12 protein-coding genes and 1 pseudogene are annotated in these 12,667 nt (G+C 65.9%); 5 read left to right on the top strand and 8 right to left on the bottom strand.

What is annotated here, in order from left to right:
- Positions 1-95: 95 nt before the first annotated feature.
- Together B9C43_RS05385 and B9C43_RS05380 are read right to left on the bottom strand one after the other, a co-directional pair.
- Positions 96-482 carry a VOC family protein gene (locus tag B9C43_RS05385; RefSeq protein ID WP_084424907.1) on the bottom strand — a complete coding sequence of 129 codons (387 nt, stop codon included), beginning with the start codon at positions 480-482 and terminating at the stop codon, positions 96-98.
- A complete protein-coding gene (locus tag B9C43_RS05380; RefSeq protein ID WP_033385573.1) occupies positions 469-1,236 on the bottom strand; it encodes an arsenate reductase/protein-tyrosine-phosphatase family protein in 768 nt (255 codons plus the stop codon). Before B9C43_RS05380 ends, B9C43_RS05385 begins: the two co-directional genes overlap by 14 nt.
- Before the next feature lie 67 nt (positions 1,237-1,303).
- On the opposite strand from B9C43_RS05380, the gene B9C43_RS05375 reads away from it, so the two are divergent.
- Positions 1,304-2,533 (top strand): APC family permease, encoded by a 1,230-nt coding sequence (locus B9C43_RS05375; RefSeq protein WP_084424906.1) that lies wholly within the window; start codon positions 1,304-1,306, stop codon positions 2,531-2,533.
- Here the strand turns inward: B9C43_RS05375 and B9C43_RS05370 are convergent.
- Together B9C43_RS05370 and B9C43_RS60080 are read right to left on the bottom strand one after the other, a co-directional pair.
- Entirely contained in the window at positions 2,517-2,801 is a 285-nt protein-coding gene (locus tag B9C43_RS05370) for a hypothetical protein (protein ID WP_084424905.1), read from the bottom strand. The genes B9C43_RS05375 and B9C43_RS05370 overlap by 17 nt on opposite strands.
- Before the next feature lie 304 nt (positions 2,802-3,105).
- Positions 3,106-3,579 (bottom strand): annotated as a pseudogene (locus tag B9C43_RS60080) (NACHT N-terminal Helical domain 1-containing protein); the annotation flags it as partial.
- A 224-nt stretch (positions 3,580-3,803) separates the two neighbouring features.
- Between B9C43_RS60080 and B9C43_RS05360 the strand changes: the two are divergent.
- The 3 genes from B9C43_RS05360 to B9C43_RS05350 all read left to right on the top strand — a co-directional run bounded on the left by B9C43_RS05360 (position 3,804) and on the right by B9C43_RS05350 (position 7,980).
- Positions 3,804-5,150: an FAD-dependent oxidoreductase gene (locus tag B9C43_RS05360; protein ID WP_235038443.1), complete on the top strand. Its 1,347-nt coding sequence runs from the start codon at positions 3,804-3,806 to the stop codon at positions 5,148-5,150.
- An 85-nt stretch (positions 5,151-5,235) separates the two neighbouring features.
- Positions 5,236-6,801, top strand: coding sequence for a class I adenylate-forming enzyme family protein (locus B9C43_RS05355; protein ID WP_084424902.1), 1,566 nt, complete (start codon positions 5,236-5,238; stop codon positions 6,799-6,801).
- 3 nt (positions 6,802-6,804) lie between these two features.
- The gene (locus tag B9C43_RS05350) at positions 6,805-7,980 is read left to right on the top strand and encodes an iron-containing alcohol dehydrogenase (RefSeq protein WP_084424901.1); all 1,176 of its coding nucleotides are present in this window, start codon (positions 6,805-6,807) and stop codon (positions 7,978-7,980) included.
- Here B9C43_RS05350 and B9C43_RS05345 read toward each other — a convergent pair whose 3' ends face one another.
- From B9C43_RS05345 to B9C43_RS55415, 4 genes are all read right to left on the bottom strand, one after another.
- Complete coding sequence (locus tag B9C43_RS05345; RefSeq protein ID WP_084424900.1) at positions 7,981-9,132, bottom strand: acyl-CoA dehydrogenase family protein; 1,152 nt, start codon at positions 9,130-9,132, stop codon at positions 7,981-7,983.
- 9 nt (positions 9,133-9,141) lie between these two features.
- Positions 9,142-9,876, bottom strand: a complete 735-nt coding sequence (locus B9C43_RS05340; RefSeq protein ID WP_084424899.1) for an SDR family NAD(P)-dependent oxidoreductase — start codon at positions 9,874-9,876, stop codon at positions 9,142-9,144.
- A 1-nt stretch (position 9,877) separates the two neighbouring features.
- Complete coding sequence (locus B9C43_RS05335) at positions 9,878-11,056, bottom strand: thiolase family protein (protein WP_084424898.1); 1,179 nt, start codon at positions 11,054-11,056, stop codon at positions 9,878-9,880.
- 67 nt (positions 11,057-11,123) lie between these two features.
- Positions 11,124-11,405, bottom strand: coding sequence for a hypothetical protein (locus tag B9C43_RS55415; protein ID WP_143446132.1), 282 nt, complete (start codon positions 11,403-11,405; stop codon positions 11,124-11,126).
- Positions 11,406-11,558: 153 nt separating this feature from the next.
- On the opposite strand from B9C43_RS55415, the gene B9C43_RS57440 reads away from it, so the two are divergent.
- Positions 11,559-12,667: HNH endonuclease signature motif containing protein (locus B9C43_RS57440; RefSeq protein ID WP_200825425.1), on the top strand; the 1,109-nt coding region annotated here is incomplete at its 3' end.

The following is a 12,667-nucleotide window of genomic DNA, read 5'->3' as shown; positions in this document are numbered from 1 at the left end:
TTTGAGGAAGTGTGTTACGCCTTAGGTGCCAGCCCGGCGTCAACCCAAGACGGTCCGTACCGGCAATGGACGCCCGAACCGGCGTACCAGAACCCTCATCGGGCCGCGGGCTGGAACAATTCGACGAAGTTGCCCGAGGGGTCCTGCAGCAGGATCTGTTGTCCGCCAGGACCGCTGAGGATGTCGTTGCGGAAGGTCAGTCCGGCGGCTCGTAACCGGTCGACCTCCGCGGCGAGGTCCTCGAAGACGAGCTGGATGCGGTTCCAACCGCCTGGTTGCGGCACGACGCCGTCCGGCATCGGGCGGCCCGCCGAGCTCTTCGGCCCGGCCAGCAGCAGACGCACCGGGCCACGGCTGACCGAGGCGAAGGCGGGGCTGGCGTCGAGGTCGACGGTGAAGCCGAGGTGTTTGGTGTAGAACTCCACGGCCGCGGCCACATCGCTGATCATGTAACGGAAATTGGCTTGCTCAGTTGTCGCCATGATGGACACTCCTCGCCGTTGAGGTCACCAGGTTCAGCAAGAACTGGTTGCGGATGTCGATTTCCGCCGCCACGCGGCGGAATTCGGGATAGCTGTCGTGATCGTTCGCTGCCGCGGCGGGCGGATCGGGCAGACTCCAGTGCACGGTGGTGGCCGATCCATGGTCGCGAGGAACCTCGCGAACCTTGTCGCACAACGTGATCACGTAATCGAAACTGCGGCCGGCCAAGGCTGACAGCGCCGTGGTGTGGTGACCGCTGAGGTCAATGCCGTACTCCTCCCCCATCACACGCACGGTGTTCGGGTGCAGAGCGGGCTTCGGATGGCTGCCCGCACTGGCTACTTCGACCCTGCCGCCACTGCGGTGCCGCAGCAGCGCCTCCGCCATCGGCGAACGCGCGCTGTTTCCCGTGCACAGGAACAAAACCGCGCCACCGGTCACTTCTTGCGACGCTGCCGGGACCAATGCCGGGTGCAGCGCGGTCGCGGCCTCGGCGAAAGCCGTGCCACAACTGGGAAGGTCGAGGTGGTAATACGTGTCACGGCCGTCGAAATTGCTGCGCCGCGCGGTGATCAGCCCAGCCGAGCGCAGCAGCCGCAGGTGGTAGGAAACCAGGTTCTGCGGTTCCCCAACCGCTGCGACGAGTTCCCGCACCCGGCGGTCGCTGGCGGCCAGTTCAGTCAGCAGCGCCCACCGCAGCGGGTGTGCCGCCATCTGCATCAACACCGGTACTGGTGTCTTCTCGACTGCCATGACCTAAAGTACATCAAACAGGTTTGATGTATCAACCCGATTTGATGGATTAGCGGCAGGAGAGGCCATGACAGAACTGCGCCGCCAGCTCGGCGTTTCCGACGCGGTGACGATCGGACTGGGTTCGATGATCGGCGCGGGCATCTTCGCCGCACTGGCCCCGGCGGCGGGAGCAGCGGGATCCGGCCTGCTGGTGGGGTTGGCGGTAGCGGCGGTGGTCGCCTACTGCAACGCGACCTCCTCCGCCCGGCTGGCAGCCCGATACCCGGCCTCCGGCGGCACGTACGTGTATGGACGCGAACGACTCGGCGAGTTCTGGGGCTACCTCGCGGGCTGGAGCTTCGTGGTCGGCAAGACCGCCTCGTGCGCAGCGATGGCATTGACCGTCGGCGCCTACGTATGGCCATCGCACGCGCATGCCGTCGCGGTTGCCGCCGTGGTCGCACTGACCGCGGTCAACTATGGCGGCATACAGAAATCGGCATGGCTCACGCGCGCGATTGTCGCGGTCGTACTCGCTGTCCTCGCTGCCGTTGTCGTGACCGCCTTCGCGTCGGACCACGCCGCCGTCGGCCGGCTTTCCCTTGGCAGCGACGTCACCCCGTTCGGCGTGTTGCAGGCGGCCGGCCTGTTGTTCTTCGCCTTCGCCGGTTACGCGCGCATCGCCACCCTCGGCGAGGAAGTACGCGACCCAGCCCGAACGATCCCCCGAGCCGTCCCCATCGCCCTCGGAATCACGCTCGTCGTCTACGCACTGGTCGCCGCTGCCACCCTGGGCATACTCGGACCGCAGCAGCTCGCGCAGGCGACAGCGCCACTGTCAGAGGTGGCACGAGCCGCAGGCGCACCCTGGCTCGAACCCGTCGTCCGAATCGGCGCCGCCTGCGCCGCCCTCGGCTCACTGCTGGCATTGATCCTGGGTGTTTCGCGCACAACCTTTGCCATGGCACGGGATCGGTACTTGCCACCCGCGCTTTCGGCCGTACATCCCCGTTTCGGAGTGCCACACCGAGCCGAGGTCACCATCGGCGTGATCGTCGCAGTGGTCGCGGCCGTGGCGGATGTGCGATCGGCGATCGGGTTCTCGTCCTTCGGCGTATTGCTGTACTACGCCATCGCCAACGCCTCCGCGTGGACACTCACCCGCGCCGAGAACCGGCCGCCCCGCGTGATTCCCGCGGTCGGGCTGGCAGGCTGCTTGCTGCTCGCCTGCACGCTGCCGTGGACTTCGGTGGCTTCCGGCGCGGCCGTCATCGCCGTCGGGGCGGCGGTGTACGTCTTCACTCGACGTACTTGAGTTTCACGCGAGGGCCGAGGTTTTCCAGCCCGAGGTGCTTGTCGTCGCGCGACAAGCCAAGTGTCAGCATTCGACCTGCCAACGGCGTCAGGTCCACAGCCTTCTGGTTGCCGTAGACGCCGAGCAGTTCCAGCGGCAAGGCGGAAAGCGGCTCGACGCTGCCGACCGGCGAGTTGTACAGCCACAAGTCGTGCAGGTTGGGGAACAATTCGGCGACTCGCCGCAGGTCCAGGTGCTGATTGCCGATGAGCCGGAGGGACGTGACCACTGTGTTCGGCGGGCTGACCGAACCAGTTCCGCTCAGGGCGGTCCGGCTGTGAACGCGGCCGGTTGTCCGAAACAGTCATGCTCAAATACGCCGTGCTGAGCGCGAGGCGGGGCTGTTGCCTGGCACTCAAGCCCAGCAGTTCCAGTCGGTCAAGGGACACCGACAGGTACTCGAGGTACGTTGCTTTGAACGCGCCGTCACGATCGGCTGCGCTGGGAGCGTGCAGGCCGGTTCGCGGAATTCGAGCCAGGAGTTCCTCGAGTTGGGCCGACTGGTTGGACATCCGGGTCAGGATTTCGGCCAACGCGCGTGCCGGAAAGGCGGGCAAGTGCCGCAGCACTTGAACAAGCAGGCGACATGCTTGGTCAAGAGCCAGCTGATAGGCCGGGACAGCCTCGGCGGACAAGCCCGCGCTGCGAACCTGGTCCGGCGAGCGGTCACGGACGTACCGCGCCAGCCGGTCAGGGTTCGCGTCGGTGGCGAAGAGCACGTCGTCAGAGAGGTCGGCGGCATCCAACGCGTCGGTGGCCGCGTTCAGGGCGGCTTGGACCTCGTAGTCCGGCAGCGCGCCGAACCGCTGGGCGATCGTCTGGCTGAGGTGCTCGGCGACTTGCAGCCCGATGTTCTCGACCAGGTGGTTCATCTTGTGGATCTGCAGCGGATCGCTCAGTTCCGCCGCGGCGAGTTCGGTCAGCGAGGTGGAGCGCTCCTTGCGGGCCTGCCGGTGCCGTAACCACGCCGCCGCGGCTTTGGTGGCCACTGTCTGGCCGAGCTTCATGACTTCCAGACCGGTGATGGCGTCCTCCCCGGGCGCGATCCGACGTGCTCACCGTACTCAGCGCCGGACACTTCCCCTGGTCGACCCCACCTTTTCGGCTCATCGCCGGTCAACGTTGGTCCACATTGGACCCTGATGGACCGTAATCATGATCACAATGAAAGTAAGGATAGCCTTACCTTACTCTCGACATGGTGAATGTCGTCAGTGAGGAGAGGGTGTTCGTGAGTCGTTCCCTGCGGGTGGCCATCGTCGGGGCGGGACCGGCCGGTATTTACGCGGCCGACTTCCTGTGCAAGGCCGACGTTCCGGTCGACGTCGACATCTTCGAGCGGATGCCCGCCCCGTTCGGGCTGATCCGATACGGCGTCGCACCCGACCACCCACGGATCAAGGGCATCGTCGACGCCTTGCACCGCGTGCTGGACAAACCGGGCGTGCGGCTGTTCGGGAACGTCGATTACGGCACCGATCTCAAACTCGACGACCTGCGTGAGTTCTACGACGCGGTCATCTTCGCAACCGGCGCAACTCAGGACCGGCCGCTGGACATCCCAGGCATCGACCTGGACGGCAGTTACGGCGCCGCCGACTTCGTGTCGTGGTACGACGGCCACCCCAGCGTGCCGCGCACGTGGCCGCTGCACGCGACCAGTGTCGCGGTGCTCGGCGTGGGCAACGTCGCGCTCGACATCTCCCGGGTGCTCGCCAAATCGGCCGAAGAACTGCTGTCCACGGAAATCCCGGACAACGTCTTCACCGGACTGCACGGCAGCGCGGTGACCGACGTGCACGTCTTCGGCAGGCGCGGGCCCGCGCAGGCCAAGTTCACGCCGCTGGAGCTGCGCGAACTGGACCATTCGCGCCACTTCGAGGTCGTCGTCGACCCCGAGGACATCGAGTTCGACGATGGGTCGATGGCCGCGATCCGTGGCTCCAAGCAGGTCGACATGGTCGTGAAGACGTTGCAGGAGTGGGCGATCCGCGACCGCCGCGCGCATCCCCGGCGGCTGCACCTGCACTTCTTCCACTCCCCCGTCGAGGTGCTCGGCACGGATGGCGTGGTCACCGGGCTGCGAACCGAGCGCACCGAACTGACCGGAGACGGCCACGTCCGCGGCACCGGCCGGTTCCACGACTGGGACGTCCAAGCCGTGTACCGCGCGGTCGGCTATCTGCCGTCGCATCTGGCCGGCCTGCCCTTCGACCACGAGTCCGGGACAGTTCCGCACGAGTCCGGCCGGGTCCTGGACATAGACGAGAACCAGATCGAGGGCGTCTACGTCACCGGATGGATCAAACGTGGCCCAGTCGGCCTGATCGGACACACCAAGGGTGACGCGGCCGAGACCGTCAACAGCCTTCTCACTGACGCGCCCAACATGGCCTCGGCACCTCAGCGCCACCCCGGTGCCGTCGAGGAATTCCTGGTTGCCCGCGGGATCACGTACACCACGTGGGACGGCTGGCTGAAGCTTGACGCGCACGAGCGCGCTCTCGGTGAGCAACGCGGCCGTCAGCGACTCAAGGTGGTCGACCACGAGGAAATGGTCCACATCTCCCGCACATGACTGTCCTGTACCGATTGATCCAGCGCCATAGTCAAGCTCGCCCGATACTGTGGACTGGTCGGTACAAAGCGGGTACTGTGCAGTGATGCTCAGCGGTACAGCGCAGTTGGATCATCGGCGGCGCGCAGCGCATGTCACGGTCGCGGACCTCTACGAGCGGGCGTACCAGCAGTACGCCTCACGAGTCGCCGTCCGCGCAGACGAGTACGAGCTCACCTACGCCCAGCTAGGCGAACGGGTCCACCGGATCATCGGTGCGTTGCGAAACCTGGGGATGCGGCCCGGCGATCGCGGAGTTCTCCTGCTGGACAACTGCCCGGAGTTCTTCGAGTTCGAGCAGGCGCTCTTCGTCGGCGGGTTCGTGCGCACCGCGCTGAGCGTGCGGCTGCACCTGAAGGAAGTCGTGCACATCCTCAACGACTGCACGGCCTCGGTCGTCTTCGCCTCCCCCGCTTGGGCGGAGCGACTGACGAGCGTGCGCGATCAACTTCCGGCGCTCCGCCACGTGATCAGTGACATGGAGGTACTCCGCGCCGCCGAGCCCGCGCCGCGCGGCACCCCGACGGCCGCTGATCCCGCCGCGATCCTCTACACGAGCGGGACGACCGGGCTGCCCAAGGGCGCGACGCTCAGTCATGCGAACTGGGCCGCGATGATCCGTGGCGAGTTGCTCGAACTGCCGCCGGTGACCGACCGGGATCTCGTGCTGCATGTCGCACCGCTGAGCCATTTGAGTGGTTACATCGCGCCTTCGTATTTCGTGCGGGGCGCGACGCACCGCATGCTGTCCAAGTTCGACAGCGACGAGACGCTCGCGCTGATCGAGCGGCATCGGGTGACCATCCTGCCGATGGCGCCCACGATGCTGAACCTGCTCGTTCTCGCTGCCGAGCAACGCCAAGGCGACTATTCGTCGCTGCACACCATCGTCTACGCGGGCTCCCCCATCGCTCCCGATCGTCTTGCTCGTGCGCGCGAGGTGTTCGGCGATGTGTTCGTCCAGTTCTACGGGCTCAGCGAAGTGCCCATCCCCATCGCGTGCCTTTCCGCCAAGGACCACAGCGGGGCCATTCCGGCGCGGCTCGCGTCGGCTGGCAGGGTCAGTCCGTTCGTTGAGGTCAAGCTGGTCGACGAGACCGGGACCGAGGTGCCGCGCGGTGAGGTCGGCGAGATCGTCGTACGCGGTGAGCAGACGATGATGGGCTACTGGGGCCGTCCCGACGCCACCACCGAGATGATCGACGCCGACGGCTGGGTGGCAACCGGAGACGTGGGCAGGCTGGACGACGACGGATTCCTGTATATCGTTGACCGCAAGAAGGACATGGTCGTCACTGGCGGATTCAACGTGTACCCGACGGAGATCGAGCAAGTCGTGTCCCGCCTCCCCGCGGTGGCCGAGGTCGCGGTGATCGGAGTGCCGGACGAGACTTGGGGCGAGTCGCTCAAAGCCGTCGTCGTGATCCGTGACGGCCACGGCCTGACTGCGGACGAGGTGGTGGCCGTGTGCACGGAAAACCTCGCGGGCTACAAGAAGCCGCGATCGGTCGAGTTCGTCGCCGAACTGCCCAAGACCGGTTCCGGCAAGATCATGCGACGCGCACTGCGGGACAAGTACTGGGCTGGGGCTGAGCGCCGCGTCGGAGGTTGAACGATGAGCGACAGCGAGATCCGTCCGCTGGCAGGCAAGTTCACCACGGCACCGACCGAGTCTGTCCACTTCGGCCCCGGATCGATCGGCGCGCTGGCCGAGGAGTGCGATCGGCTCGGCGTGACCCGGCTGCTCGTGGTCGCCTCGCCGAGCCTCATGGCCAGATTCGACGTCGAGCAATGTCTTCAGCGGGCAACTGGCGGACGGGTCGCCGCGGTCTTCGACGGTAGCCGTCCACACGTGCCCCACGATGCCGTCCTCGCAGGCGTACGGACAGCAGCCGACGCGAACGTTGACGGGCTTCTGAGCATCGGCGGTGGCAGCGCGATCGACCTGACCAAAGCGATCGCCATGGGCGTCACAAGAAATGTGGTGACCCGCGACGATCTTCTCGCCTGCCGCCCGTATTCGGCCGATGGGACGTCGAGCGTGCCGCAGCTCTCGGTCAGCACAACACTTTCGGCAGGCGAGTTCACCGGCTTCATCGGCGTCACGGACACCGTGCGTCAAGTGAAGGACATCTACGGTGCCCAATGCTTCGCCCCGCGTGCGGTGATACTCGACCCGGAGATCACCGTCCACACACCACGTCCGGTGTGGGTCGCCACCGGCTTCAAAGCGATCGACCACGCGATCGAAGCGCTCTGCTCGGCCGACGCACAACCTGTTGTGGACGCGCTCGCCACGGACGCCCTGCGCCGTCTCGTCCGACACCTTCCCTCCTCCTACGAAGACGCCTGGAACCACCATGCCGTAGGCCAATGCCAGGTCGGGGCATGGGAGTCCATCTTCGGCCTGCCCAATGTCCGCTTCGGACTGAGCCACGGCCTCGGCCACCAGCTCGGTGCACGGCTTGGCATCCCGCACGGGATCACATCGTGCGTGCTGTTGCCGTCGGTTCTGGAGTTCAACCTCGAGTACACCCGCGCCCCACAGCAAGTCATCGCCGGAATTCTGGCGACAGGCACCGGCGCCGATCCGCGTCTCGGCGCGGCGGAGTTGTTGCGGCGCTTCATCACCACCCAGAATCTGCCGACCAGGCTCCGCGAGTTGGACATCCGGCAGGCGGACTTGCCCGCGCTCGCCAGGGAATCCGCCGCCGATGTGCTCGGAGCGGCGAATCCCAGGCCGGTGACGAGCGAAGCCGAAGTGATCGAGGTCCTGCGGCGAGCGTGGTGACTACCCGGCGACGCGGTCGAAGGCATCCTGGAAGGTGTAGCCGTTCAACAGTTCCCGCGCGGCCACCATGTACTGGATGGTCGGCGTGCCTTCCTCAAGCCAGTTGAGCCGTGCGTCGCGGTAGAGCCGTTCGATCGGGTACTTGCGCGTGTAGCCGATGCCGCCGTGGACCAGCAGCGCCCGGTCGGTCACCCGGCCGACCGCTTCCAGCCCGAACTGCTTGAGCAGCGACGATTCGGCGGGAATACGTCGGCCGTCGTCCCACTTGGCCGCCGCGTCGGCGAGCATGCCACGCAACGCGTACACGTCCGCCGCCATCTCGGCCAGGTAGCGCTGGATCGCTTGCCGTTGCCCGATCGGCTTGCCGAACGTCACCCGTTCCTTGGCGTACTTCAGCGAAAGCTCAAGCGCCCTGGTCGCTGTGCCGAGCGAGGAGGCGGCGATGAACACGCGGCTGATCTCCAACGCACGCTCGAGGTGGGCGCCACCCTCACCTTCGGCCCCGACAAGCGCTGATGCGGGCACCCGCACATCCTGGAACGTCAGTTCGCCGTGTTCAGCGCCTTTGCAGCCCATCGTCTCGGGCAGCGGCGCGATGGTGAACCCAGGGGTGTCACGCGGCACGATGAGCGCCGAGACCTCCTTGGCCGATGTCTTGGCGAACACCAGGAAGTGCGACGCGATATCGGAGTTGGTGATCAGCCACTTCCGGCCGTTGACCACGTACTCGTCACCGTCGCGACGCGCGGTGGTCGACAGGTCGGCCCCGGTGCCGTTCCCCGGCTCGGTCAACGCGAACGCGAGCGACTTCTCCCCAGTCGCGGCGCCAGGCAGGATCTCCTTGCGCTGTTGCTCACTGCCGATCTCGGACAAGGCGTGCGCGAACGAGTTGTGCACGTGCACCATCGCCCGGATCCCGCCCTGGATCTTGGCGAACTCACTGAGGATTGGCAGGTACTGCACCATCGACAGGCCCGCGCCGCCGTACTCCTGCGGCACGATCAGCCCGAACACACCGCACTCCCGCAGTGCGGGCAACACGATGTCGTACGGGATCTTCTCGGTCTCCTCGATCTGCTGCTCAAGCGGATCGAGAACGTCCCAGATGGTCGCGAAGATGGTCGCGCGCAGCTTCAGGTACGCGTCGGACATGGTTTCCTCCTAGAGAGTCCATCCGCCATCGGCGGCCAATACCGCGCCGGTGCAGAACGTGGCGTCTTCGGACAGGAATACGGCGGCACGGGCGATCTCCTCGACCGTGCCGAACCGGCCGAGCAACGTCGCGTCGGCGATCTTGCGGCGCGAGCGGTCAGAAATAGCCGACGTCATGTCGGTGTCGACGAAACCGGGCGCGAGCACGTTGACCCGGACCCTGTCCTGAGCCAGCTCCTTGGCCAGCGACCGGGCAAACCCCACGGCCGCCGCCTTCGCGCTCGCATACGCCGTGTCGCCGGGAAAGCCGATGGAACCAACCGCGGATCCAACGATCACGACACTGGGGTTCTCCGCTCGAACCAGCCAGGGAATCGCCGCGCGCACGATCGCCGCCGTGCTGCGCAGGTTCGCGTCGATGACGCTCCACCAGGCGTCGAGGTCGATTGTGGCGAGCTTGCCGCCGTTCCAGACCGCGGCGTTCAACACGAGTGCGTCGAGCCGGCCCCAGCGCTGGTCGACGGCCTTGATCGCGGCCTCGGCGGTGTCCAGATCGGCAAGGTCGAGATGAACCGGCAGCACCTGGTCGGCGGGCCCTAGCCGCTCAACGTTCTCCCGGCCGGTGCGATACGTACCGGCGACCCGAACGCCCCGATCGAGCAACTGCCGAGCGGCTCCTGCCCCAATGCCCCGTGACGCACCGGTCACCAAGACAACCCGGCCGGTTTGTACCGTTCGATCCATTTCAGACCCGTTCAATGATCGTGGCGTTGGCCATCCCGCCCCACTCGCACATCGTCTGAAGCCCGTAGCGGGCACCGTGATGCTCCAGCGCGCCGACGAGCGTGGTCATGATGCGCGCGCCGCTGGCGCCGAGCGGATGACCGAGCGCTATCGCCCCGCCGTGCACGTTCAGCCGTTCGTGCTCGACCTTGAGGTCGTTCATCCAGGCGACCGGCACAGGCGCGAAGGCTTCGTTGACCTCGAAGAGATCGATGTCATCGACGGTAAGACCTGCACGGTCGAGCACAGCGCGCGTCGCGGGCACGACACCCATCAACATGACGATGGGGTCGTCGCCGACAACGGCCGTCGCGTGCACGCGAGCACGCGGCGACAACCCGAGCTGCTCAGCCTTGTCAGCGCTCATCATCAGAACTCCGGCTGCGCCATCGCTCAGCGGCGACGAGTTGCCCGGGGTGATCTTCCAGTCGATCTCCGGAAACCGCCCGGCCGCTTTCTCGTCCACAAAGGATGGGTTTAGGGCGGCGAGCCCTTCGACGGTGGTCGTTGGGCGGACTGTTTCGTCGGTGGTCAGGTCCGGGGCCTCGGCGACAGTGACGAGGTCCGGCCGGAACAGTTCCTGCGAGGCCGCCGCGCGTTGATGGGACGTCGCCGAGAACTCGTCGAGTTCGGCGCGGTCCAGGCCCCAACGGGCGCAGATCAGCTCGGCCGAGAGACCTTGCCCGATGAGTCCGCCCGGGAAGCGTTCCGGGATTCGCGGGCCAACGTGGTCAGCGCCTTGGGCGTCGGAATGCATTGGCACGCGGGACATCGACTCGACTCCGCACGCGATGACGACGTCCGCGGCTCCGGCCTGGATGGCATGGGCTGCGAAGTGCACCGCCTGTTGGCTCGAGCCACACTGGCGGTCGATGGTTGTCGCGGGCACCGAAAGCGGGAAGCCTGCCGCCAGGACTGCGGTGCGGGTGGGGTTTATGGCCTGTTCTCCCGCTTTGGTCACACAGCCGCCGATGACGTCGTCGACGAGGGCGGGGTTGAGGGCGTTTCGGTCGACGAGGGCTTTGAGGACGTCGGCGAGGAGGTGGACCGGGTGGACGTGGGACAGGGCGCCGCCTGGTTTCCCTTTGCCTGCTGGGGTTCTCAGGACGTCGACGATGACTGCTTCGCGGTGGGTGGCCATGCGCGCCTCCGTTGATCGGTCTTTCGACGATAGCTCTTTGGACCGATCGGTACAAGGATGATGGAGGTCACAGGGGGTGGCGGGTTCGGCTTGGCTTCTTTGGCTTCGGGTGGCGACGGGTTTCTTTTTGCTTCAGGCTCTGGTGCGTTTCCTTGACTTCGGCTTCCAGCTTGACTCTTTTCCTTTTGCTTTGGGTTCCAGCTGGGTTCTTTTGCTTCGTTTTCCAGCTTGGTTCTTTCGCTTTTTCTTTTGTTTCAGGGTTCTTCGGTGCCCGCCACGGCTCGATTTGACTTGGGGCCCCTGCGGCGCGCTCGGGGAGGAAGCCGGGGAGACCCCCATCGTTCCGCATCATTTATCCTTCGTGGCGCGAGGGGCCTCCCCGCACCGGACAGTTTAAGCGCGCCGCTACCCCAAGTAAAATCGAGCCTTCGCCCGGGGACGGGTTGCTTTTCTTTCGTGGCTTTCTTCTGCTTCGTCACGCTGTTTCTGATACACTGGACGTATGTTCGAAACGCGCTCCATGGATCGCGAGCAAGTCCTTTCCCGACTTGCCCGCAACGCCCGGGTACGCGCTTCACTCGACGCCGAGGACGCTTGCTTGTTGGCGCGGTTCGCGGAATTGTCACCACCCAACCGGGACGGTATTCGGGTTGCGGATGGCGCTGCCGAGGAGATCGCTATCGAGACCCGGGTGAGTCCGCGGGTGGCGTTGGCGAAACTGTTGCAGGCTCAGGAGATGGTCAACCGGTTGCCTGCCACCTTGGCTGCGTTGGAGGCTGGGGATATCGACGCTGACCGTGCCGCCACCATGACCAAACAGACTGCGGTGCTGTCGGATGACCAGGCGCGGTGGGTGGAACAGCGGGTGTTGGAACGGGGGCCGAGGGCTGATCACTCCCGGTTTCGGCGTGCGGTGCGTGACACCGTCACCCGCGCCGACGTCACAGCCGCCGACCAACGACGCCAGCGCGCCCGCGAGGAAGAGCGTGGCATCACCATGGTCGACCTGCCCGACGGCCTGGCGCAGTTGAAGATCACCCTGGACGCCGCCGAAGCGCTGACCGCGTTCAACCAGATCGACGCGTTGGCTAAGCAGCGCAAGACCAGGGACCGGTCGCTGAAGCAGTGCCGGGCGGATGTGTTCATCGACCTGGTGGTGGGCAAGGACATCAAGCGTCCTGTTATCGCCACCAATGTGGTGGTGCCGATGGCCACCCTGGCCGGGTTGACCGAGCAGCCGGGTGAGCTGTCCGGGTATGGCGCGATCACCGCTGAGCACGCCCGCGAACTAACCCACGACAGCACCTGGCGCCGCATCCTCACCGACCCCGCAGGCCATGTCCTGGAAGTCAGCCACCGCAGGTTCGCGCCACCCTCGCTGAAGCGCCACATCCAACTGCGCGACCGCCAATGCCGACAACCCGGCTGCGAAGAACCCGCCGAACGCACCGAAATCGACCACACCCAACGCCACACCGACCACGGCGAAACCAGCCACGGCAACCTCGCCGCCCTCTGCAAGAAACACAACCTACTGAAAGAGCGAAGCACCTGGAAGATCGAACAACCCCACCCAGGAACACTCACCTTCACCACACCAAGCGGAAAAAC

This window comes from Kibdelosporangium aridum, from assembly GCF_900176515.1.
Taxonomy (GTDB): Bacteria; Actinomycetota; Actinomycetes; order Mycobacteriales; family Pseudonocardiaceae; genus Kibdelosporangium; species Kibdelosporangium aridum.
This window is presented reverse-complemented; position numbering and strand designations above follow the sequence as displayed.

Bases quoted from the DNA above. Each gene is read 5' to 3' on its own strand.
- B9C43_RS05385 (WP_084424907.1), bottom strand. From the start codon at position 482: ATGGCGACAACTGAGCAAGCCAATTTCCGTTACATGATCAGCGATGTG.
- B9C43_RS05380 (WP_033385573.1), bottom strand. From the start codon at position 1,236: ATGGCAGTCGAGAAGACACCAGTACCGGTGTTGATGCAGATGGCGGCA.
- B9C43_RS05375 (WP_084424906.1), top strand. From the start codon at position 1,304: ATGACAGAACTGCGCCGCCAGCTCGGCGTTTCCGACGCGGTGACGATC.
- B9C43_RS05355 (WP_084424902.1), top strand. From the start codon at position 5,236: ATGCTCAGCGGTACAGCGCAGTTGGATCATCGGCGGCGCGCAGCGCAT.
- B9C43_RS05350 (WP_084424901.1), top strand. From the start codon at position 6,805: ATGAGCGACAGCGAGATCCGTCCGCTGGCAGGCAAGTTCACCACGGCA.
- B9C43_RS05345 (WP_084424900.1), bottom strand. From the start codon at position 9,132: ATGTCCGACGCGTACCTGAAGCTGCGCGCGACCATCTTCGCGACCATC.
- B9C43_RS05340 (WP_084424899.1), bottom strand. From the start codon at position 9,876: ATGGATCGAACGGTACAAACCGGCCGGGTTGTCTTGGTGACCGGTGCG.
- B9C43_RS05335 (WP_084424898.1), bottom strand. From the start codon at position 11,056: ATGGCCACCCACCGCGAAGCAGTCATCGTCGACGTCCTGAGAACCCCA.
- B9C43_RS55415 (WP_143446132.1), bottom strand. From the start codon at position 11,405: ATGCGGAACGATGGGGGTCTCCCCGGCTTCCTCCCCGAGCGCGCCGCA.